Genomic DNA, 22,003 nt, shown 5'->3' on the forward strand with positions numbered 1-22,003 from the left:
GGCACCCGATAGAAGGATGAGGAAGGAGACAGCTTTGGATTCAAACCATGACTATGTGCTGGAAACAGCAGGTCTGGCCAAGGAATTCAGGGGCTTCGTGGCAGTGGCCGGCGTCGATCTCAGGATCCGGCGCGGCCACATCCACGCCCTGATCGGTCCGAACGGCGCGGGCAAGACAACCTGCTTCAATCTGCTGACCAAGTTCCTGACCCCGACGCGCGGCACTATCCGTTTCAACGGTGTCGACATCACTGCTGAGCCGCCAGCGCGTATCGCCCGGCAGGGAATTGTTCGTTCATTCCAGATATCTGCCGTCTTTCCCCATTTGACCGTACTGGAAAACGTGCGCATCGCCCTGCAGCGCCAGTTGGGGCTGTCGTTTCACTTCTGGCGGCCGTCGCGCGTGCTGGATCAGCTCAACGATCGCGCCATGGCCTTGCTGGCCGAAATGGGGCTGGAGGACAGCGCCGGTATGATCGCCATGGAGCTTCCCTATGGCCGCAAGCGCGCGCTGGAGATAGCGACCACGCTGGCGCTGGAGCCGGAACTGATGCTGCTCGATGAGCCGACCCAGGGCATGGGGCATGAGGACGTGGAACGGGTGATGGCCTTGATCCGCAAGGTGGCGCAGGGCCGGACCATCCTGATGGTGGAGCACAACATGAAAGTGGTGTCAGGTATCTGTGACCGCATCACCGTGCTGGCGCGTGGCGCTGTCTTGGCCGAGGGGGATTACGCGGCCGTTGCCAATGACCCGCGCGTGGTTGAGGCATATATGGGCGGTGCTGGGGGGCAATGACATGGGCATCGAATATCTGCGCATCACAAATTTGCATGCCTATTACGGCGAGTCCCATATCCTGCATGGCCTGGACATGAACGTCATGCAGGGGGAGTGCGTGACCTTGCTGGGCCGTAATGGCGCAGGCCGTACGACGGCGCTGCGCGCCATCATGGGCCTGACTGGAAAACGCACGGGTTCCATCACGATCAATGGTACTGAGGCCATTGATCTGGCGCCGCATCGCATCGCTCGCCTGGGCGTGGGGTACTGTCCGGAAGAGCGTGGCATCTATGCCAGTCTCAATTGCGAGGAAAACCTGCTGTTGCCGCCTCGGGTCGGCAGCGGCGGCATGAGCGTCGAGGCACTTTATGCGATGTTCCCAAACTTGCTGGAACGACGACACAGCCCTGCCGGAAAGTTGTCGGGGGGCGAGCAGCAGATGCTCGCCCTGGCGCGCATCCTGCGCACTGGCGCCCGGCTGCTTTTGCTCGACGAAATCTCGGAAGGCCTGGCGCCTGTGATTGTGGCGCAGCTGGGCCGGGTGATCCAGACGCTCAAGGAGCAGGGCTACACCATCTTGCTGGTCGAGCAGAACGCTGCGTTTGCGGCACCGCTGGCCGATCGCATGTACATCATCGAACACGGCCAGGCCGTGGCCGAGTTGACGCGCGAGGAACTGCCGCAACGGCAGGACCTGCTGCGCCGCTACCTGGGGGTATGAGCCATGATGGAAATCCTGGGCGTGCCATTGCCCGCACTGATGGGGCAATTGTTGCTGGGGCTGGTCAACGGGGCGTTCTATGCAATGTTGAGCCTGGGGCTGGCCGTGATTTTCGGTTTGCTGAATATCATTAATTTTTCGCACGGGGCGCTCTACATGATGGGCGCCATGTTTGCCTGGATGGGCTTGCACTACCTGGGCATCAATTATTGGTGGTCGTTGTTGCTGGCGCCTCTGGCAGTAGGCCTGTTCGGTATGGTGATAGAGCGCACGCTGCTGCGGCGGCTCTATAAGCTGGATCATATCTACGGTTTGCTGCTGACGTTCGGGCTTGCGCTCATCCTGGAGGGGCTGTTTCGGGATGCCTACGGCGTTTCCGGCCAGCCATATGCCATTCCGTCGCAATTGACCGGAGTCTTCAATCTGGGCTTCATGTTCCTGCCCAAGTACCGGCTCTGGGTGATTGTGGCGTCCTTGGCGGTGTGCCTGTTCACCTGGTTCATGATAGAACGCACGCGCCTGGGCGCCTATTTGCGCGCCGCTACTGAAAACCCGTCGCTTACCCAGTCGTTTGGGATCAATGTACCCATCATGGTGACGCTGACCTACGGCTTTGGTGTTGCGCTGGCCGGGCTGGCCGGGGTGCTGGCGGCACCGGTGCTGCAAGTCAGCCCGCTGATGGGCTCCAATCTCATCATTGTCGTATTTGCGGTAGTGGTGATTGGCGGCATGGGTTCCATCATGGGGGCGATTCTCTCAGGGCTGGGGCTGGGAGTGATTGAAGGCTTGACCAAGGTGTTCTATCCGGAGGCATCAGCGACTGTCGTATTCGTCATCATGGCCGTGGTGCTGGTCTTGCGTCCGGCGGGCCTGTTCGGCAAGGAGGCATCATGAAATTGAAGGCATCGCAGTTTCTTTATCCTGTCCTGCTGATCCTGGGCCTGTGCGCGCCGGCGCTGGTGTATCCCATCCTGATGATGAAGGTGTTGTGCTTCGCTCTGTTTGCTTGCGCATTCAATCTGATGCTGGGCTATACCGGATTACTGTCGTTCGGCCACGCAGCGTTTTTTGGTTCAGCCGCGTATGTGGCAGGGCATGCAATCAAGGTCTGGTCCTTCGGTCCGCTTACGGGTGTGATAACAGGCACGCTGGTGGCTGCTGTGCTGGGATTGATCATCGGCTTGCTGGCGATTCGTCGGCAGGGGATATATTTTTCGATGATTACGCTGGCTTTGGCGCAAATGGTGTTTTTCCTTTTCCTGCAGGCGCCCTTTACGGGCGGGGAGGATGGCCTGCAAGGGGTGCCGCGCGGCACGATACTGGGCCTGGACCTCAATAACGATATCACCCTCTACTATGTGGTGCTGGCGATCTTCGTCCTGGCGTTCGGGTTGATTTTCCGGATCGTGCATTCGCCTTTCGGCGAAGTGCTCAAGGCAATCCGCGAGAATGAATCCCGTGCGATATCGCTGGGCTATGACGTGACCCGCTACAAACTTCTGGCATTTGTCCTGTCTGCCGGTTTTGCCGGGCTGGCCGGCGCAACCAAAGTGCTGGTGTTCAAGTTTGCCACGCTGACCGATGCGCACTGGCATATGTCGGGCGAAGTGGTGCTGATGACGCTGGTGGGTGGGATGGGAACGCTGCTGGGGCCGGTTGTGGGAGCCAGCACCATCGTGACGTTGCAGAACGTGCTGGCTGACAAGGTCGGTTCGCTGGTGACGGTCATCATGGGGGCGATCTTTGTGCTGTGCGTACTGGCATTCCGGCGCGGGATCGTCGGTGAACTCCAGGCATTGGCCAGGCGTGTGCTGCGCCAGCGCTGACGCGGTACGGGCCGGCCAGCGCGGCGGCCCGTACCATTTTGTCGTCACCTCACCGGCCCGCGCGGCGCAAATTGCCTGGAGACGGCATCGCTTGTGCAGGCGGTGCGTGGCGCATGCGCCGTCCCTGTTGCCACCAGACCAGCGCCAGCAGCAGCAAGGCAGGCAGGTAGACGACGAATGGCGAGGGGCGGTCGGGGTTGGGCACTTTCAGGCTGCGGACATCCCAGCCTTGTTCCCAGCTGGCCTTGCGCGCCGTACTGCCGAAGCGCACGTTCATGATTTGCACCGTATCGCCCATTTCCATGAACTGCAAGCCTGCCAGCGCCAGCCGCTGCATGCCCAGCGCCTTGTGCGCCGCCGCAGGGGCAGCCGCTGTTGCGGCGCTGTCCGGGGTGACGCCGCCTGCCGTTGCCAGGGCATCGTCCGGCAGCGCCGGCAGGCGCACGGCCACGGTCTTGGAGAGTTCGTCGCCTTCGATGTTGTAGCCCTGGATGATGGCGACCAGCCGGCCATTGTCAGGCAGTTCGGCCGCGACCTGATAGATGTCGGCGGCGGGCTGTTCGCGGTATTCCTCGTAGAGCTGGTTCATGAACCAGTCAGGCCGGAACAGCATGAAGGTAACCAGCAGCAGCACGATGACTTCCAGCGGGTTGGCGCGTATGCGCATCCAGCGCATGGTGGCTGCGGCGAAGGTCATGGACGCCAGCGTGGCGCCGATGATGACCAGGCTGAGCTGCCACCAGCCTTCGACGTCAATGAGCAGCAGCATCGGGTTGAACACGAACATGAAGGGCAGCAAGGCCGTCCGCAGTGCGTAGGTCACACCCTGCAGGCCGGTCTTGATCGGGTCTTCGCCGGAAATGGCCGCGGCGGCGAAGGTGGCCAGGCCCACGGGCGGCGTGATGTCGGCCATGATGCCGTAATAGAACACGAACATGTGCACGGCGATCAGCGGGATGATCAACCCGCTTTGGGCGCCGAGTTCGACGATGACGGGTGCCATCAGCGTGGCCATCAGGATGTAATTGGCCGTGGTCGGCATGCCCAGCCCCAGGATCAGGCAGACTAGCGCGGTGAAGAACAGCATCGCCAGGACGTTGCCCATGGATACCATTTCCACGAAGGCTGTCATGCGCAGCCCCAGGCCGGTGAGCGTGATGCCGCCGACGATCAGGCCGGCGGTGCCGCAGGCAATGGCGATGCCTATCATGTTGCGTGCGCCATCCTGCAGGCCGAGGATGGCTTCGCAGGCGCCTTGACGCCATGCCGGGGCGGTAGCCTGCTGGCGGAACCAGGCCGTCAGCGGGCGCTGGGTCACCATTTGCAGCAGGATGGCCACGGCGGACCAGAACGCCGACAGGCCGGCGGAAAGCTCTTCTATGCTCAGGCACCAGACCAGCACGCCAATGGGAATCAGGAAGTGCAGTCCGGCCCGTACCGTGGGCCAGGTTTCGGGGCGTTGCGGGTTGGTGATACTGATGTCAGTGGGCAGGTCGGGGTGGCGGGCAGCCATGCGCAGCAGCCAGACGTTCAGGACCACCAGCAGCCCTATCAGTATCCACATGGCTGCCGCGCCGGCGACTGCCTGCACGCCTATGCCTATGTAATAGACCAGGCCCATGACCACCAGCGTGCCGGAAATGCCCATGCCCCAGCCGGCCAGCTTTTGCAGCGGGGTTTTCGGCTTGCCGGCCGACATCATGGGCTGGATGCCCAGTTTCAGCGCTTCCAGGTGCACGATATAGAACAACGCAACATAGGAAATCGAGGCTGGCAGGATGGCGTGGCGGATGATATCGGTGTACGGAATGCCCACGTATTCGATCATCAGGAAGGCAGCCGCGCCCATGACTGGCGGCATGAGCTGGCCATTGACCGAGGAGGCGGTTTCGATGGCGCCTGCGCGTATGCCGCCATAGCCTGCTTTTTTCATGAGCGGAATCGTGAAAATGCCGCCAGTGACCACATTTGCTACCGAAGAGGCCGAAACCAGGCCGTTGACGGCAGAGGACACCACGGCCACCTTGGCCGGCCCGCCGCGCAGGTGGCCCAGCAAGGCAAAGGACACTTGCATCATGTAGTTGCCGGCACCGCTTTTGTCCAGTAACGAACCCAGCAGTACGAAAATGAAGATGTATGAAACCGATACCCCCAACGCGACGCCATACACGCCCTCGGTGGTCAGCCACATGTGCGAGGCCAGGCGTTCCAGTGAGGCGCCGCGGTGGGCCAGGACATCGGGCATGTAGGGGCCGGCCATGGCATAGATGACGAAAGCCAGCCCGAGCACGGCCATGGGAGCCCCCAGGGCGCGGCGCGTGACTTCCAGCAGCAGGACCAGCCCCAGTGCGGCAGAAACGATGTCGAATTGGGTGGGCTGTCCGGGGCGGCGCGACAGTTCGACATAGAAAAGATAGAGATAGGCGCCGCAGAATGCTGCAGCCAGCGCCAGTAGCCAGTCGTAGAGCGGCATGCGGTCGCGCGGCGAGCGTTTGCTGAAAGGATAGGCCAGGTAGCCCAGGAACATGGCGATGCCGAGATGCAGGGCGCGGGCTTCGGTATCGTTGAATATGCCTATGCCCAGGTCGAAGGGGAAGGGCGAGGCATACCAGAGCTGAAACAGCGACCAGAGCAGGGCGCCGATAGCGAGGACTGCGCCCGCCAGGCCGCCGGCGTTGCGGCCGCCGCGGTCGGCATCTGCGACCAGTTGCTCGAGATCGGTGGAGGGTGTCTGCGGGGTGTTGCTCATGGCATGCCTCCTGTGTTGCTGCGAACCGGTGCCGTCGGTCCGTTGGCAGGGGCGAGGCCGGGCCGGCCAAGCCCCTGCGGGGAAATGGCGCCGGTTGTGGCGCCGCTTCCGGGCATTACATCCAGCCGCGTTCCTTGTAATACTTCTCCGCGCCGGGATGCAGCGGTGCGGACAGGCCGTTCTTGATCATTTCCTCTGGTGTCAGGTGCGCCAGCGCCGGGTGCAGCTTCTTGAAGTCGTCGAAGTTGTCGAACACGGCCTTGGTAATGCGATAGACCGCTTCGTCCGGCACGTCCGAGGAGGTGACCAGCGTGGCAAGCACGCCATAGGTGTCGATGTCGTTGGGGTTGTTGGGATAGAGCCCGCCGGGAATGGTGACCTTGGCGAAGTAGTCATGGTCATTGACAAGTTTGTCCACGGCGGGGCCGGTCAGGGGCACCAGCTGCGCGCCGCAGGTAGTGGCCGGGTCCTGGATATTGGCGGAAGGGTGGCCGACGCCATAGATGAAACCGTCTATCTTGCCATCGCACAGGGCGGGGCCGTGCTCATCGGCACGCAGCTCGGAAGCCAGTGCGAAGTCCTTCAGCGTCCAGCCGCGTGCCGCCAGGTACTGTTCCAGCGATGCGCGCGTTCCTGATCCGGGATTGCCTACGTTGAAGCGCTTGCCCTTGAAATCGTCGAAGGATTTCACGTTGGCTTCTTTCCGGGCCATGACGGTGAAGGGTTCCGGGTGCAGGGAGAAAACCGAACGCAGCTTATCGTACTTGGCATCCTTGAATTGTTCTTCGCCATGGTAGGCGTTGTAGGCCACGTCGGATTGGGCCACGCCGAAATCCAGTTCCCCGGCTTTGATAGTGTTGATGTTGAACACGGACGCCCCGGTGGATTCCACCGAGCAACGCAGGCCATGATCCTTGCGGTCTTTGTTTACCAGGCGGCAAATGGCGCCGCCGGCGGCGTAATACACACCCGTGACGCCGCCTGTACCAATACTGACGAATTGCGTCTGGGCCTGTGCAGGGCTGGTGATCACGGCGCCGCCGAGCAGGAGGGCGGCAAGGATGCTGAGAGTCGGCCCTTGGCGGCGAAAGAGGGGGGAGAGTGGATTGCGCATGCGATTTCTCCTGGCTTTGATGAAAGGGGACAGAAATCCGTGCTGGCCGTGTGCCCAGGGGTGCGGGCGGGCGGCAGGAAGACCGGAGGCGGGTAGCGCACCGGGCGGGCTTGCAACCCATTGAAGCAAATTTGTTGCTTTGCAGATATTTGGGGCTAACCCGATATCGCGAACGTGCGCCATGCACCGCTTGCGGGCATGGCAACGGGCAAGTGGTGCAAACATCCCGGCAGCGTTTGCAGGGGGGATCGAGACTGGACATGGCTTTCCCCTGGCGGTGCGGGGGGCAGGCACCACGCAGAAGCGAGTCGGCGAGCCGCCTGCCCGCACCCTGGCCGCAGGGGCGACATACCGTCTAAAATCAAGCTTTTATGACGCATGCGAGGGTGTTTCCCCCGTTGCGCTGTCCGCCGTGCCCGGCTGCTGTTTTTCGTGTCCGGGCATTTCGTCCTGATGCATTCTGTTCATGTCACATCACATCACCGTCCTTCCCGCCAATCATGCCTTTTCCGCAGAAGGGGGGCAGAATCTGTTGGATGCCGCGCTCGCGGCGGGCATCGTGTTGCCCTACAGCTGCCGCAACGGCGCCTGTTCGAGCTGCAAGGGCAAGGTGGTCAGCGGCAGCTATGATGCGGGCGGTGCCGTCGCGCAGAGCCTGCCAGCCTCGGATATCGCCGCCGGCTATACGCTTTTCTGCCAGGTGACGCCGACCTCCGATATGGTCATCGAGTCCCACCAGGTGCGCCTGGCGACGGATATCGAGATCCGTCGGCTGCCGGTGCGCGTCATGGGTATGGAGCGGCCCGTGCCGGATGTCACCATTCTGACGCTGCAGTTGCCAGCGACGGAAAACTTCCGCTATTACGCCGGACAGTACGTGGATATTATCCTGAAGGATGGTACGCGCCGCAGCTATTCCATGGCGAGTGCGCCGGGCCAGGCGAAGTTCCTGGAACTGCATCTGCGGCACGTGCCTGGCGGCCTGTTCACGGATCATGTGTTCGGTGTGGGCGCCACCCAGATGCGCCTCAAGGAAATTTTGCGCATCGAAGGGCCGCAAGGGTCCTTTTTCCTGCGTGAAGAGGATGACGCGCCCATCGTGATGCTGTGCAGCGGTACCGGCTTTGCGCCGGTGCAGTCCATGGTGGAGCACATGCGTGCGCAGGGCTTGCAGCGCAAGGTTCGGTTGTACTGGGGCGGACGCCGTCCGGGCGACCTGTATCACGATGCCAGGGCGCGGGCCTGGGCGGAGCAATTGCCTGATCTCACTTATATTCCGGTGGTGTCGGACGCGTTGCCCGAAGACAATTGGCAAGGCCGTCGAGGTTGGGTGCATGAGGCTGTGCTGGAAGATTTACCGGATCTGTCGGCCTGGCAGGTGTACGCCTGTGGCGCGCCAGCCATGGTCGAGGCCGCGCGGCGGGATTTCCATGCCCGCGCCGGTCTGTCCGAGGCGCAGTTTTTCTCGGACGCCTTCACCAATGCGGCGGATCTTGCCGCATTACAGGTGTAAATCGGGAATGCTGCCGTGCAGCGACGTTATCACCGCGCGGTTTTGTCGCTTTTTTATGGCTGCGGGATGGCAGCCGGAGCGTTACACTCAGTGATTATCGTCTGAAGTCACGGACGGTCTGTATCATCGCGCCAGCGGGCCATGTCGGCCATGCTGGCGCAGCAAGGGTTTGCATCCTGTAAGACGGGGGAACAGCATGAGAGTTGTGGTGTTGGGCAGCGGGGTGGTAGGCACTTCCAGCGCATGGTGGCTGCGTCAGGCAGGCCATGAGGTTGAAGTGCTCGATCGCAGTACGGGGCCTGCACAGGAAACCAGTTTCGCCAATGGCTGCCAGATTTCGGTTTCCTATGCTGAGCCTTGGGCCAACCCGCATGCGCCGCTGAAACTGCTCAAATGGTTGTTCAAGGATGACGCGCCGCTGCTGTTCCGTCCTCAGCTGGACTGGCACCAGTGGTTGTGGGGCGCGGCCTTCCTGCGGGAATGCCTGCCCTCGCGGTTGCCGCGCAACATCCGCGCCATGGTGCGGATGGCGGAATACAGCCGCAGCACCCTGCGGGAGCTGCGGCGCGACTTGTCCATTGAATACGACCACCTCGAACGCGGCATCCTCAATTTCTACCGCAGCCAGGAAGAGTTCGACGATTCCCAGGAAGCCGCGGGCATGATGCGCGACTTCGGCGTGGAACGCCGGGTGGTGTCTGCCGATGAAGTCGTGCAGATCGAGCCGGCGCTGGCCAGCAGCCGCCACCTGATCGTCGGCGGGGACTACACCCCCGAGGATGAAAGCGGCGACGTCCACAAGTTCACTGCGGCCCTGGCGCAGCGCGCCGAAGCTGCTGGCGTCAATTTCCGTTTCTCCACCCGGATCACCCGGCTGCTGTGCGAGCAGGGCAAGGTGACAGGCGTGGAGGTCATCGCACCCGATGGCCACTATGAAATCGTGCGCGCCGATGCCTTTGTCGTGGCGCTGGGCAGCTATTCGCCCGAACTGTTGCGTCCGGTAGGCGTGCGCTGCATGGTTTATCCCGCCAAGGGCTATTCCGCGACCTTCCCGGTGATCGACCCGGCACAGGCGCCGACCGCCAGTTTGACCGATAGCGGCCACAAGATCGTATTCAGCCGGCTGGGTGACAAACTGCGCATGGCCGGCACTGCGGAACTTTCTGGGTATTCGCGTTCTCTAAATAACAAGCGCTGCGACGCCATGACGCGGGTAGCGCGAGAACTATTCCCCAATGCGCTGGATTTCGAAAACGTCACCTACTGGACCGGCCTGCGTCCCGCAACGCCCTCCAATGTGCCACTCATCGGCCGTTCACGCATTGCCAATCTCTATCTCAACACCGGGCACGGCACGCTGGGCTGGACCATGGGTGCCGGTTCGGGCCGGGCGTTGGCGGATATCGTTTCCGGCCGCCGTCCCGAGCCTGAGTTCCCCTTTCTAGGCGTTTAAAGTCAGAGTCATCTATGAGTATCAAACAAGAGTTTTCTGGCCGTTTGCAGCAAGCGATGCGCCGTTTGCCCCAGGCGCTGGTGCTGGCGCTGGGTGTGTCCGGCGCTGCCGTGGCATGGGCTGCGCCGCAGGAAGTACAGGTCTGGCATACGCTGACAGGCCGCAACCAGGCTGAATTCGACAAGCTGGCTGCAGATTTCAACAAGAAGAACGCCGATGTACGCGTCGTGCTGCGCGGCTTTGGCAGTGAAGATGAACTGGCGCGGGAAACCGCCATGGCGGTGGCCGGCAAGTATGCGCCGCAGCTGGTGCAGATCAGCGACCAGCATTCGCCGGAAGTCATTGCCGAACATGCGGCCATCTTGCCCATGCACCAGTTGCTGGCGTCGCATCCCATCCGCGACCAGGCCTGGTTCCTGCCCCAGGCCAGCAGCTTCGTGCGCGACGGCCGCGGGCGCCTGCTGGCCTTTCCCTACATGGCCGAAGTGCCGGTCATGTTTTATAACCTCGATGCCTATCGCAAGTCTGGCCTGAACCCGGCCCAGCCGGCCCGGACCTGGCCCGAGCTGCAGAATGAACTGGCCCAGATCTACGAACGCACCGATCTGCAGTGTGCTTACGCGACCGGCGACCCCCTGACGGTGCACCTGGAAAACCTGGCGCCCATCAATGGCAAGCTGTATGCCACGGCGGACAACGGACTGGGCCGGGGCAAGCCCACGCTGAATTTCGACGTGCTCTACATGCGCCATATCTCGCTGATGGCCAGCTGGAAGCGCGGCCACCTGATGACCGAGTTCCCCACCGATACCGAAGCCAACCTGGCATTTGCGCGCGGCCGCTGTGGCGTGCTGACCACCGGTTCGGGCGCGTTGGGCGAGCTGCTGGCATCCAATACGCTGTCGTTCGGCGTGGCTCCGCTGCCGTATTACGCGCAGGTCACCAGCCAGCCCGGCAAGCCATTCATCAGCGGCAGCGCCCTGTGGGCGTTGAAGGGCCATGACCGTGGTTCCGACGCGGCAACGGCGTCGTTCCTGGCCTATCTGGCGACGCCTGTGGTGGCGGCCGAATGGCATCAGAAAACTGGCTATCTGCCTTTGACGCAAGCGGCATTCCTGGCGGCCGACGTGTCGTTCTATGACCGCATCCCTGGCACCCAGCAACTGATCGCATCGCTTGAAAGCGCGCCCACCGTGGCCAGCCGTGGTTTCCGCCTGCCGAACTACCCGCAGGTGGCTGTGGTGCTCAACGATGCGCTGACAGCAGCCTTGTCGGGCCAGCGTCCGGCGATGGAGGCCCTGCAGAATGCCATGCGCCAGGGCAATGCCTTGATGAAGTAAATGTGGCCGGGGTACGCCCCGGTGCAATGGCCGACGGATACTGGCCGATAGAAAACGGGAGGAGCGGCTCAGGCCGGCTTCCCGTTTTTTGTCGTCGGGCCGCTGCGTATCGGCTTGAACAGGCAGCAGGACTGCACCGGGCATGTTTTGCGCATGCGCAACTGCTTGCGCAAGGATTGGGACAGGCGGGAGAAGCCAGGCATGGATTCATTGACACAGGCAGTACTGGGCGGTGCCCTGCAGGGCAGCCTGCTGGGACGATGGCAAGGGCGGCGAGCCCTGGCGTATGGCGCGGCGTTGGCAACGCTGCCGGACCTGGATGTGCTGATACGGTATGCCGACCCGGTGTCGATGATGACCTATCATCGAGGCTTTTCGCATTCCCTGTTTGTCCTGACCGGGCTGGCTGCCGTACTGACGGGCCTGATACGCTGGCGTTGGCCGCAGGCGGCCTATGGCTGGCGGCGCCTGTTTCTGACCTTGTGGCTTGTGCTGGTCACGCATCCGCTGCTGGATGCGTTCACGGTGTATGGCACTCAGCTATTCTGGCCCTTGCAGTCAGTACCGGCGAGCTGGGCGGGGGTGTTCATCATTGATCCTGTCTATACCCTGCCTTTGCTGGGAGCGGTGCTGTATGGCGTCTGGCGTGGCTGCACCGTCAGGGCGCGGCGCCTGATGGCGGCCGCCCTGGTTTTCAGCATCCTGTACCTGGGCTTCGGGTGCATCAGCCGAATGGTGGCCGAACACCGGGTTTCGGCGGAGCTGCAGGCGCGTGGGGTGGCGGTCACCGAATTGCGTGGCGTGCCCATGCCGTTCAATACCCTGCTCTGGAGGGTATTGGCGCGAACTCCGGATGGGGGCTACTACGAGGCTGTCAGCGGCCTGTTCGACCAGGCGCCGCCCGAGTTGCTGCGCCAGCCTTTGAACCAGGAATTGGCTCTGGCCCTGGCGGTCGACCCCTTGTACCAGCGGCTGCGCTGGTTCACGGACGGCTGGTTGCGCTATGACCAGCGCGGGAATGCACTGGTGGTGACGGACCTGCGCATGGGGGTACCGGGCAGCTACACTTTCCGCTTCAAAATGGCCGAACAGGATGGCCAGGGGCAGTGGCAGCGTGTCGTGCCCAGTGCCTGGGAGAGCCAGGACACGGCAGGCAGCGCCGAGTTGGGCTTGTTGTTCAGGCGTATCTGGCGGCAGGATCCTCCGCTGCCGCTGCAAAACTGGATGGAGCGTTTCCTGTAAGAGCGGTTTCCTGTAAGGGCGGAGCGATTGCCGACTCACCAGCCACAAGGGGGCGGTACGGCAACTGCCGCCCCGGCAGGGTGCTGCTGGCATGGCGGCGAGTCGGGCACAGGGGGGGCGCAGGGCCGTGGCGGGTGGCTGGGGTCGCCATGGCCCGGCACCCGTCCGCCACGGGGTATCGGGCTTAGCGCTTGGCGGGTGTAGCGGTGTGAACCGGGCGGCCCTGGAATATGGTCAGCAAGACTTCGGTATCGCTGATGTCGGCCGTCGGGACAGTGAAGAGATTGCGGTCCAGCACGATGATGTCGGCCGACTTGCCGACTTCCAGCGTACCCGTCTGCTCTTCGCGCCCGATGGCCTTGGCGCCTGCCTGGGTAAAGATGCGCAGGGCCTCTTCCAGCTTGATGGCCTGTTCCTTGTTCAGCGTCTGTCCGGCGCGCTGGCCATGAGGATCAGCGCGGGTTAGCAGCGCTTCGATGGCTGGCCAGGGATTGTTGTCTTTGACGCCCGAGGGCCAGTCAGAGCCGGCGATGATGGTGGCGTGCTGGTCTAGTAGCGTGCGGGCCGGGAACATCTGGTCGGCGCGGTCGCCGACGCTCTTGCGGATGGCATCTATCAGCGGCGAGGGATACCAGATATAGGGCGAAAAGTCGGCGGCGGCGTTCAAGGAGCCAAAACGCGGAAGATCTTGCGCGCTGATGAATTCCGCGTGAGCCAGCTCATGCATGGTGCCAGGCTTGCCATTGGCCTGGCGCGCTGCCTCGATGGCATCCAGCGCGAGCCGGATGGCGCGGTCACCGGCGGTGTGCATTTTCAGGCCATAACCCGCTTTGTCGAACTCGAGGACGACTCGCTTGAGCTCATCTTCCGGCACCACCAGCATACCCAGAGCGTGCGGGTCGTGGGCATCAGCGTCGGCATATGGGTTCAGCATGGCAGCGGTATGGCCGCTGGTGGGCACGCCGTCGACGTAGATTTTCAGGTAATTGGTTTTCAGCCTGGGAGTGGCATAGGTCTGGCTGATGCGGATGGCCGTGGCGACGTTGGCATTCAAGCCCTTCTGGGTGTCCAGCGCATGATAGGCCTTGACCACGGCTTCGCTGGCATCGGCGTCCTTGATGCCGGTAATGCCATAGCGGTTCGATTGCTGGATGGCATAGTCGGCGGCGGCCAGGTATTGCTTTTCGCTCCAGTCCGGAACGAAGGCGCGCAGGTAGTTGTTTCCTTCGTAAAGTACGCCATTGGGCGTCTTGCCGTCTGCTTCGCGCCCGATGCTCATGCCGGAGGGGGGCTGGAAGTTCGCGTCGATCTTGAGCAGCGCCAGCGCCTTGGAATTGACCCAGGCATTATGGCCGGTGTCATCGGTGAGCGTGATGGCCTTGTCGCCGGAGACGGCATCCAGCCACCGGCGCGGCGATTCGATGTTGTGAGTTTTGAAAAAACTGCTGTCCCACTGGCCGCCACGTATCCAGGCAGTATCGTCGCGTGCCACGCAGGCCTGGATGATGTCAGCCAGTGCCTCCGGCGTTACCGTGAAGGGGAAGTTGCATTGAAAAAGCTGCTTGAGCCCGCCCCAGACCGGATGCGAGTGGGCCTCGACGATGCCGGGCATGGCCATTTTCCCCTGCAGGTCCACGACCTCGGTTTGCGCGCTGCGCAAGGGCAGCAAGTCGACGTCCTTGCCCAGGGCCAGGATGTTGCCATCCTTGATGGCAATCGCTTCCACCCAGAGCTGCTGGGGGTTTTCGGTATAAATGCGGCCATTGTGGAGCAGCATGTCGGCATTGTTGCCTGACGCGGCGAGCGTCGGCGTCGACAATACGCTTAGGCCGGCGGCCAGCGCCAATGCCAGTGCGGGACGATGAAAGATCATGCGAATGGGCTCCAGGGAAGGGAAACGCAGGCATGGCGGATGCTCGGGAAAACGGCTCCCGGCCTCTACTCAGGCGGGGAAGAAGTGGTTATGACCGTTATCCTAATGGGGCCAGTCCTGCACAGGCATCGGGAATAATCACAATATCCAAATGGAGATATCTGTTTATGTAATTAATAAGTTAATGAATGGGAATGACTTTTCCCTGATCCAGGCAGATATGAAAAAAGCCATGCCCAGGTAGGACATGGCTTTCTTGAGGCCGCCCCTGCGAAGGGGGGGGGCTTGTGCGAGGTAGCCGGTGCGGGCACCGGCCTTGCATTACACGCTGACGCTGTCTGCAACGTCCTTGTAGTCTGCGATCTGGTCGAAGTTCAGGTATTTGTAGATCTTGTCGCCATTTTCATTGATGACGCCAATATCGGCCATGTACTCTTCCTTCGTCGGGATGCGGCCCAGGCGCGAGCAGATGGCGGCCAGTTCGGCGGAACCCAGGTACACGAAGGTGTTCTTGCCCAGGCGGTTCGGGAAGTTACGCGTGCTGGTGGACATCACCGTTGCGCCTTCACGGACTTGAGCCTGGTTACCCATGCACAGCGAGCAGCCGGGCATTTCAGTGCGCGCACCCGCCGTGCCGAATACGCCGTAGTGGCCTTCTTCGGTCAGCTGGGCGGCATCCATCTTGGTGGGCGGGGCCACCCACAGCTTGACCGGGATATCACGCTTGCCTTCCAGCAGCTTGGAGGCTGCACGGAAGTGGCCGATGTTGGTCATGCAGCTGCCGATGAACACTTCGTCGATGGTTGCGCCAGCAACGTCGGACAGCGTCTTGACGTCGTCCGGGTCGTTCGGGCAGGCCACGATGGGTTCGTGGACATCGGCCAGGTCGATGTCGATGACGGCAGCGTATTCGGCGTCTGCATCGGGCTCCAGCAGCTTGGGGTCGGCCAGCCAGGCTTCCATGGCCTTGATGCGGCGCGCCAGGCTGCGCTCGTCCTTGTAGCCATTGGCGATCATCCACTTCAGCATCACGATGTTGCTGTTGATGTATTCGATGATCGGTTCCTTATTCAGGCGCACGGTGCAGCCTGCGGCGGAACGTTCGGCCGATGCGTCGGACAGTTCGAATGCCTGTTCGACCTTCAGGTCGGGCAGGCCCTCGATTTCCAGGATGCGGCCGGAGAAGATGTTCTTCTTGCCTTGTTTGGCAACCGTCAGCAGGCCTTGCTTGATGGCGTAGAGCGGAATGGCATTGACCAGGTCGCGCAGCGTGACGCCGGGTTGCATCTTGCCCTTGAAACGGACCAGGACCGATTCCGGCATGTCCAGCGGCATGACGCCCGTGGCGGCGGCGAAGGCCACCAGGCCCGAACCAGCCGGGAAGCTGATGCCGATCGGGAAGCGGGTGTGCGAGTCACCGCCGGTACCAACGGTATCCGGCAGCAGCATGCGGTTCAGCCAGGAGTGGATCACGCCGTCGCCGGGGCGCAGCGAGATGCCACCACGGGTGCTGATGAACTCGGGCAGCGTGTGGTGCGTCTTGACGTCCACAGGCTTGGGGTAGGCGGCGGTGTGGCAGAAGGACTGCATCACCAGGTCGGCCGAGAAGCCCAGGCAGGCCAGGTCTTTCAGCTCGTCGCGGGTCATGGGGCCGGTGGTATCCTGGCTGCCCACGGAGGTCATCTTGGGTTCGCAGTAGGTGCCCGGACGCACGCCCTGGCCTTCCGGCAGGCCGCAGGCGCGGCCGACCATCTTCTGGGCCAGCGAGAAACCCTTGCCGCTGTCGACGGGGTTTTGCGGCAGACGGAACAGCGTGGAGGGCGGCAGGCCCAGCACTTCGCGCGCCTTGGCGGTCAGGCCGCGGCCGATGATCAGCGGAATGCGGCCACCGGCGCGCACTTCGTCGAACAGCACATCCGACTTGACCTTGAATTCGGCGATGACTTCGCCGTTCTTCAGGGCCTTGCCTTCATAGGGACGCAGTTCAACGACGTCGCCCATTTCCATTTGCGATACGTCGAGTTCGATCGGCAGAGCGCCGGCATCTTCCATGGTGTTGTAGAAGATGGGGGCGATCTTGCCGCCCAGACAGACGCCACCGAAGCGCTTGTTGGGAACGAAGGGAATGTCTTCGCCAGTGAACCACAGCACCGAGTTGGTGGCGGACTTGCGCGAGGAACCGGTACCAACCACGTCGCCGACGTAGGCGATGAGGTGACCCTTTTCTTGCAGGGATTCGAGGAACTTGACGGGGCCGACCTTGCCGGGCTCATCGGGTTCGATGCCGGGGCGCGGGTTCTTGAGCATGGCCAGCGCGTGCAGCGGGATGTCCGGGCGGCTCCAGGCGTCAGGCGCGGGCGACAGATCATCGGTATTAGTTTCGCCGGTCACCTTGAAAACGGTGATGGTCATGCTTTCCGGCACTTCCGGGCGGCTGGTGAACCATTCGCCATCTGCCCAGCTTTGCAGCACGGCCTGGGCGTTGGCATTGCCCTTCTCGGCCTTCTCCTGGACATCATGGAAAGCGTCGAACATCAGCAGCGTTTTTTTCAGGCCTTCGGCTGCCAGGGTGCCGACTTCGGCGTCGTCCAGCAATTCGATCAGGGCGCTGATGTTGTAACCGCCGAGCATGGTGCCCAGCAGGCGGACCGCGTGGGCGCGGTCGATCAGCGGACACGATTCGCTGCCATGGGCCACGGCGGCCAGATAGGAGGCCTTGACCTTGGCGGCGTCATCCACGCCGGCCGGCACGCGATGCGTGATCAGGTCGAGCAGGAATTCTTCTTCGCCGGCGGGCGGATTCTTCAGCAATTCGATGACGCCGGCGGTTTGCTGGGCAGACAGCGGCAGCGGCGGGATGCCCAGGGCAGCGCGCTCGGCGACGTGTTGGCGGTAGGCTTCTAGCATGGTTTCAGACCTGCAAAAAAGGGACTCGGTTTAACCCCTTTATTGTAGGGCTATTCCATGGCAGGTGCAACAGTCTTATATAAGACATAAGACTGGTTCGCATTTGCGCAGCAGCCTTGAGGGCGCAGCCGGATGCGCCAGGGTTGGGGGGACAGGGATTTGCATATAGGGAATGAGTATTTCCTGTGCGTCGGTGCTGACGGTAAAAGATTCCGTAGCCTGCGCATGGCGCGGGCCGGAATTCAATCAAGAGGTGTTTCATGTCCGGATTTCGCCGTTGGGTGTTGCCGCTGGCCGTGCTGGCCGGGTTTTCTGTCGTGGCGGGTGCCGCTTCGGCGCAGCAGAAGGAAGTCGTTATTGGCTATCAGGACATGATCGTGCCCTGGCGCTACGCCCAGGAAACCGGCGAACTGGAAGCCCGTACCGGCTATAAGGTGACCTATCGCAAGATTGGCAGTGGTGCCGAAGTGGTGCGGGCGCTGGCTTCTGGTGCCATCGACATCGGCGAGGCCGGTTCGGCACCTTTTGCGGCGGCACTGTCGCAGGGCGTGCCGCTCAAGATCTTCTGGGTGCTGACCAATATCAACGATGCCGAGGCGCTGGTGGCGCGCGAGGGCAGCGGTGTGCATTCCGTGGCAGATTTGCGCGGGCACACCATTGCCTTGCCGCATGCTTCCACCACGCACTTCCATACGCTGGTGGCGCTGGAGCAGGCCGGGGTGGTTGCCCGCGATGTACGCATCCTGAATCTGCGTCCGCCGGAAATTCAGGCTGCCTGGACACGCGGCGATATCGACGCGACTTTCATCTGGGACCCGGTGCTGCAGTCGGTCAAGCAGAATGGCAGTGTGCTGCTGACTTCCGGGCAATTGGCCGCCAGCACCGGCAAGGCGACGTTTGACGCCCTGGCGGTACGCGATGGTTTCGCCAGCAAGCATGATGCATTCCTGGCGCAATTCGTGCAGGTGCTGGCCGGGGCCGATGCCGACTACCGTGAGCATCGGGCGCAATGGACGCAGGATTCCGCGCCGGTAAGGGCCGTGGCGAAGTGGAGTGGCGCGACACCAGCAAGCGTTCCCGCCAGTCTCGCCTTGTATGCCTTCGTGCCTCCAGCGGAGCAAGCCACTGCGCAATGGCTGGGCGGCGGCAAGGATGGCGTGGTGGCCCGTTCGCTGGCCGCCACGGCTGCGTTCCTGAAAGAGCAGGGCACCATCGGTGCAGTCCTGCCGGATTACTCGACCGCTGTCGAACCGCGTTGGGTGGAGCAGGCCGCTACTGCGGCGCCTGCGCCTGTCGCAGCGGCACAGGCCCGGCCATGACGGGCACGGCAAGCCGCAGCCTGTTGCGCTGGTTGCGCAGGCCGGTGACGCCCGTGTCTGCGGCCAGCCTGCTGGCCGGGGCGCAGGTGGGGTCGCCTGACGGCAGCCCGGCGCCAGCGCCAGGTGCGGTAGCCGCCCAGGCGGCCACCCCGGTCGCTGCGCATGCGACCGGGGTGCTTGCTGCTGCCAGCAACGCGGCGCCGTCCTCGGTCGGGCGTGGCGGCGGCAGCCTGTCCTTGCGGCAGGTATCGGTGCGCTATGCCGGCCATGGCAATGATGGCAAAAGCCTGGCCTTGCACCAGCTGGATCTCGATATTGCGCCGGGGGAGTTCGTCGTGGCGCTGGGCGCATCCGGTTGCGGCAAGACTTCCCTGTTGAATGTGATTGCAGGCTTTACCGGCGTGTCGGCGGGACAGGTCCTGCATGATGGCCGTCCGGTGCGGGGGCCCGACGCCTCGCGTGGCGTGGTATTCCAGAAGCATGCGCTGTTGCCTTGGCTTTCTGCGCTGGAGAATGTCATGCTAGGGCCGCGCCTGCGAGGTGTCTCGCGCGCGGTGAGTCGGGCGCAGGCAATGGAGTACCTGGCGCGGGTCGGGTTGGCCGGCCAGGAAGCGGCCAGGGTATGGCAGTTGTCCGGGGGCATGCAGCAGCGAGTGGGCATTGCGCGGGCGCTGGCCAGTGATCCGGATGTGCTGCTGCTGGATGAACCCATGGGTGCACTGGACGCTTTTACCCGGGAATCCATCCAGGCGCTGCTACTGGACCTCTGGTCACGTACGGGCAAGACAATTCTGCTGATTACCCATGATGTCGAGGAAGCGCTGTTTCTGGCCAGCCGGCTGATTGTCATGGCGCCGTCGCCCGGCCGGGTGGTGGGGGAGCGGCAGTTGTTCTTCGGACGACGCTATCTGGCTGGGGATGCGCCGCGGGCGGTCAAGTCGGCAGCGGGTTTCATCGCCGAGCGCGAGCGTCTGCTGGCATGGATTGCCGAGCTGGGGGCAGGTGAGGCCGGTGCGGCTGTGCCACTGGCGGAGGAAGGACTGGCGCATGGCCGCGGAGCGGCAAGCGGTGTCAATGGCGCGGGCAGGCGGGGCTTCGTGGACGTGGCGGCAGCGCCTGTGCAGCAGGATGCGTTGGCCGGCTATGTGCTGGAAGAGCGCAGCAGTGAGGCGGCCGGTCTGCGGCCGATGCGCGCATGACGGGGCCGCAGCAAACGGTGGGCAGGCCTGAGCAGTCAGGCCTGCCGGTGGTTGCTCAGTACCGTGTGCCGGGTGATGGCAACAGCCGCTGGATCAGCCTGGTTTGTGTCGTGGCCTTGCTGTCATTGTGGTGGCTGGCGACGCATCAGGGCTGGCTGCCGCCCTTGTTTCTGCCGGCGCCGGAAGCGGTGTGGACGGCGCTCGGGAATGCCTGGTTCGGCGACATCCAGGGCGGCGAGCCCCTGCTTGAACACCTGAAGTGGAGTGTGATCCGCGTGTTCGGCGCTTTCGCGCTAGCAGTGGTCACGGCCGTGCCCGTAGGTATTGCAATGGGTGTCAGCCGCATTGCACGCGGTATCTTCGATCCGCCCATCGAGTTCTATCGGCCTTTGCCGCCGTTGGCCTATTTGCCGCTGATAGTCATCTGGTTTGGCATCGACGAAATGGCCAAGCTTGTGCTGATCTGGCTGGCCTGCTTTGCCCCGATCGCGCTGGCGGCCAGAGCGGGGGTGCGCAGCGCCAGCGTGGAGCAGATCAATGCCGTGCTGTCATTGGGAGCGAGCCGCTGGCAACTGATATGGCATGTGATCCTGCCGGCAGCGTTGCCCGATATCCTGGTGGGCCTGCGCATTGCTGTCGGATTCGGCTGGACGACACTGGTGGCGGCGGAAATGGTTGCTGCCAGCGTAGGCCTGGGGCAAATGGTCCTGAATGCATCCAGCTTCCTGCGTACCGATATCGTGGTGATGGGTATTCTGGTGATTGCGTTGGTGGCCTGGACCGTCGATTTGCTGATGCGCGGCCTCGAGCGAGTGCTGGTGCCCTGGCGCGGCAAGGCGTGATTCCAGCCGGACGGGCGGCGGGAAGGGGCGGCTGTTGCCCAGAAAAAATGCCCTGCACCATCAATGGTGCAGGGCATTCTGCATGACGGCCCCGCTGGCAGTGCAGCGGGGCGGGCCAGGATTTACAGCAGGTCCTTGACGCCGTCGCGCTCTTCGAGCAGCTCTTTCAGCGTGAAGTCCAGGCGTTCGCGCGAGAATGCGTCGATTTCCAGGCCTTCGACGCGCTTGTACTCGCCGTTTTCGGTGGTCACCGGCACGCCGTAGATGATGCCTTCCGGAATGCCATAGGAGCCGTCCGAGGGCACGCCCATCGTGACCCACTTGCCGTTGCTGCCCAGCACCCAGTCACGGATGTGGTCGATGGCGGCGTTGGCGGCCGAGGCAGCCGACGACAAGCCACGGGCCTGGATGATGGCGGCACCGCGCTTGCCCACGGTGGGGATGAAGTCGTCGCGGTTCCAGGCGTCATCGTTGATGAGGTCTTTCAGGCTCTTGCCGTTGACGGTCGCGAAGCGGAAGTCGGGGTACATCGTGGGCGAGTGGTTGCCCCACACGACCAGGTTCTCGATGTCGGCGACGGCCACGTTGGCCTTGGCCGCCAGTTGCGTCAGGGCACGGTTGTGGTCCAGGCGCAGCATGGCGGTGAAGTTCTTCGCGGGCAGGTCCGGCGCGGATTGTTGGGCGATGTAGGCATTGGTGTTGGCAGGGTTGCCGACGACCAGGACCTTGACGTCGCGGCTGGCCACGTCGTTCAGCGCCTTGCCTTGTTCCGTGAAGATCTTGGCGTTAACGTTCAGCAGGTCCTTGCGTTCCATGCCGGGGCCGCGGGGGCGGGCGCCCACGAGCAGAGCGATGTCGGCATCCTTGAAGGCTTCGCGAGGATCGCTGTGCGCGGTGATGGCTTGCACCAGCGGGAACGCGCAGTCGTCCAGTTCCATGATGACGCCCTTGAGCGCCTGTTGGGCCTTTTCGTCAGGGATTTCCAGCAGTTGCAGGATGACAGGCTGGTCTTTACCCAGCATTTCACCCGAAGCAATGCGGAACAGCAGCGCGTAGCCGATCTGGCCGGCGGCGCCGGTGACGGCAACACGTTTTGCAGGCTTGGACATTCTTCAATCTCC

The 22,003-nt window shown here is 62.9% G+C and carries 15 protein-coding genes and 1 pseudogene; 11 read left to right on the plus strand and 5 right to left on the minus strand.

Going from position 1 to position 22,003, the window contains the following annotated elements; translation table 11 throughout:
* Positions 1–34 precede the first annotated feature (34 nt).
* The 4 genes from EV679_RS12265 to EV679_RS12280 are packed head-to-tail and all read left to right on the plus strand — an operon-like array spanning position 35 to position 3,331.
* On the plus strand, positions 35–799 hold the full coding sequence (locus tag EV679_RS12265) for an ABC transporter ATP-binding protein (protein ID WP_238591365.1): 765 nt from the start codon (positions 35–37) through the stop codon (positions 797–799).
* Between the two features lies 1 nt (position 800).
* Complete coding sequence (locus tag EV679_RS12270) at positions 801–1,505, plus strand: ABC transporter ATP-binding protein (RefSeq protein WP_068370612.1); 705 nt, start codon at positions 801–803, stop codon at positions 1,503–1,505.
* 6 nt (positions 1,506–1,511) lie between these two features.
* The gene (locus tag EV679_RS12275) at positions 1,512–2,399 is read left to right on the plus strand and encodes a branched-chain amino acid ABC transporter permease (protein ID WP_068371002.1); all 888 of its coding nucleotides are present in this window, start codon (positions 1,512–1,514) and stop codon (positions 2,397–2,399) included.
* A complete protein-coding gene (locus tag EV679_RS12280) occupies positions 2,396–3,331 on the plus strand; it encodes a branched-chain amino acid ABC transporter permease (RefSeq protein ID WP_068370613.1) in 936 nt (311 codons plus the stop codon). The genes EV679_RS12275 and EV679_RS12280 overlap by 4 nt, the downstream gene beginning before the upstream one ends.
* 49 nt (positions 3,332–3,380) lie before the next feature.
* Here the strand turns inward: EV679_RS12280 and EV679_RS12285 are convergent, their stop codons facing one another.
* Positions 3,381–6,080: a TRAP transporter permease gene (locus EV679_RS12285; RefSeq protein WP_130487375.1), complete on the minus strand. Its 2,700-nt coding sequence runs from the start codon at positions 6,078–6,080 to the stop codon at positions 3,381–3,383.
* Positions 6,081–6,195: 115 nt separating this feature from the next.
* A complete protein-coding gene (locus EV679_RS12290) occupies positions 6,196–7,194 on the minus strand; it encodes a TAXI family TRAP transporter solute-binding subunit (protein ID WP_127774591.1) in 999 nt (332 codons plus the stop codon).
* A gap of 466 nt (positions 7,195–7,660) precedes the next feature.
* On the opposite strand from EV679_RS12290, the gene EV679_RS12295 reads away from it, so the two are divergent.
* The 4 genes from EV679_RS12295 (at position 7,661) to EV679_RS12310 (ending at position 12,742) form a co-directional block, all read left to right on the plus strand.
* Positions 7,661–8,707 carry a CDP-6-deoxy-delta-3,4-glucoseen reductase gene (locus tag EV679_RS12295; RefSeq protein WP_130487376.1) on the plus strand — a complete coding sequence of 349 codons (1,047 nt, stop codon included), beginning with the start codon at positions 7,661–7,663 and terminating at the stop codon, positions 8,705–8,707.
* A 196-nt stretch (positions 8,708–8,903) separates the two neighbouring features.
* Positions 8,904–10,160, plus strand: coding sequence for a D-amino acid dehydrogenase (locus tag EV679_RS12300; RefSeq protein ID WP_130487377.1), 1,257 nt, complete (start codon positions 8,904–8,906; stop codon positions 10,158–10,160).
* Positions 10,161–10,174: 14 nt separating this feature from the next.
* Positions 10,175–11,500 (plus strand): extracellular solute-binding protein, encoded by a 1,326-nt coding sequence (locus EV679_RS12305; RefSeq protein ID WP_068370618.1) that lies wholly within the window; start codon positions 10,175–10,177, stop codon positions 11,498–11,500.
* Positions 11,501–11,701: 201 nt separating this feature from the next.
* The gene (locus EV679_RS12310) at positions 11,702–12,742 is read left to right on the plus strand and encodes a metal-dependent hydrolase (RefSeq protein WP_130487378.1); all 1,041 of its coding nucleotides are present in this window, start codon (positions 11,702–11,704) and stop codon (positions 12,740–12,742) included.
* 184 nt (positions 12,743–12,926) lie between these two features.
* Here the strand turns inward: EV679_RS12310 and EV679_RS12315 are convergent, their stop codons facing one another.
* Together EV679_RS12315 and acnB are read right to left on the minus strand one after the other, a co-directional pair.
* A complete protein-coding gene (locus tag EV679_RS12315; protein ID WP_130487379.1) occupies positions 12,927–14,615 on the minus strand; it encodes an amidohydrolase in 1,689 nt (562 codons plus the stop codon).
* A gap of 321 nt (positions 14,616–14,936) precedes the next feature.
* Positions 14,937–17,522 carry a bifunctional aconitate hydratase 2/2-methylisocitrate dehydratase gene (gene acnB, locus EV679_RS12320; RefSeq protein ID WP_068370621.1) on the minus strand — a complete coding sequence of 862 codons (2,586 nt, stop codon included), beginning with the start codon at positions 17,520–17,522 and terminating at the stop codon, positions 14,937–14,939.
* Between the two features lie 260 nt (positions 17,523–17,782).
* On the opposite strand from acnB, the gene tauA reads away from it, so the two are divergent.
* From tauA to EV679_RS12335, 3 genes and pseudogenes are all read left to right on the plus strand, one after another.
* Positions 17,783–18,841 (plus strand): taurine ABC transporter substrate-binding protein, encoded by a 1,059-nt coding sequence (gene tauA, locus EV679_RS12325; RefSeq protein ID WP_130487380.1) that lies wholly within the window; start codon positions 17,783–17,785, stop codon positions 18,839–18,841.
* A gap of 230 nt (positions 18,842–19,071) precedes the next feature.
* Positions 19,072–19,827: pseudogene (locus EV679_RS17900) on the plus strand (taurine ABC transporter ATP-binding protein); the annotation flags it as partial.
* A gap of 209 nt (positions 19,828–20,036) precedes the next feature.
* Positions 20,037–20,882, plus strand: a complete 846-nt coding sequence (locus tag EV679_RS12335; protein WP_130487382.1) for an ABC transporter permease subunit — start codon at positions 20,037–20,039, stop codon at positions 20,880–20,882.
* A 122-nt stretch (positions 20,883–21,004) separates the two neighbouring features.
* Here EV679_RS12335 and EV679_RS12340 read toward each other — a convergent pair whose 3' ends face one another.
* Positions 21,005–21,991, minus strand: a complete 987-nt coding sequence (locus EV679_RS12340) for a malate dehydrogenase (protein ID WP_068370629.1) — start codon at positions 21,989–21,991, stop codon at positions 21,005–21,007.
* Positions 21,992–22,003: the final 12 nt, after the last annotated feature.

Origin of the sequence: Kerstersia gyiorum, from assembly GCF_004216755.1 — a bacterium.
In the GTDB taxonomy this organism is placed as follows: Bacteria; Pseudomonadota; Gammaproteobacteria; order Burkholderiales; family Burkholderiaceae_B; genus Kerstersia; species Kerstersia gyiorum.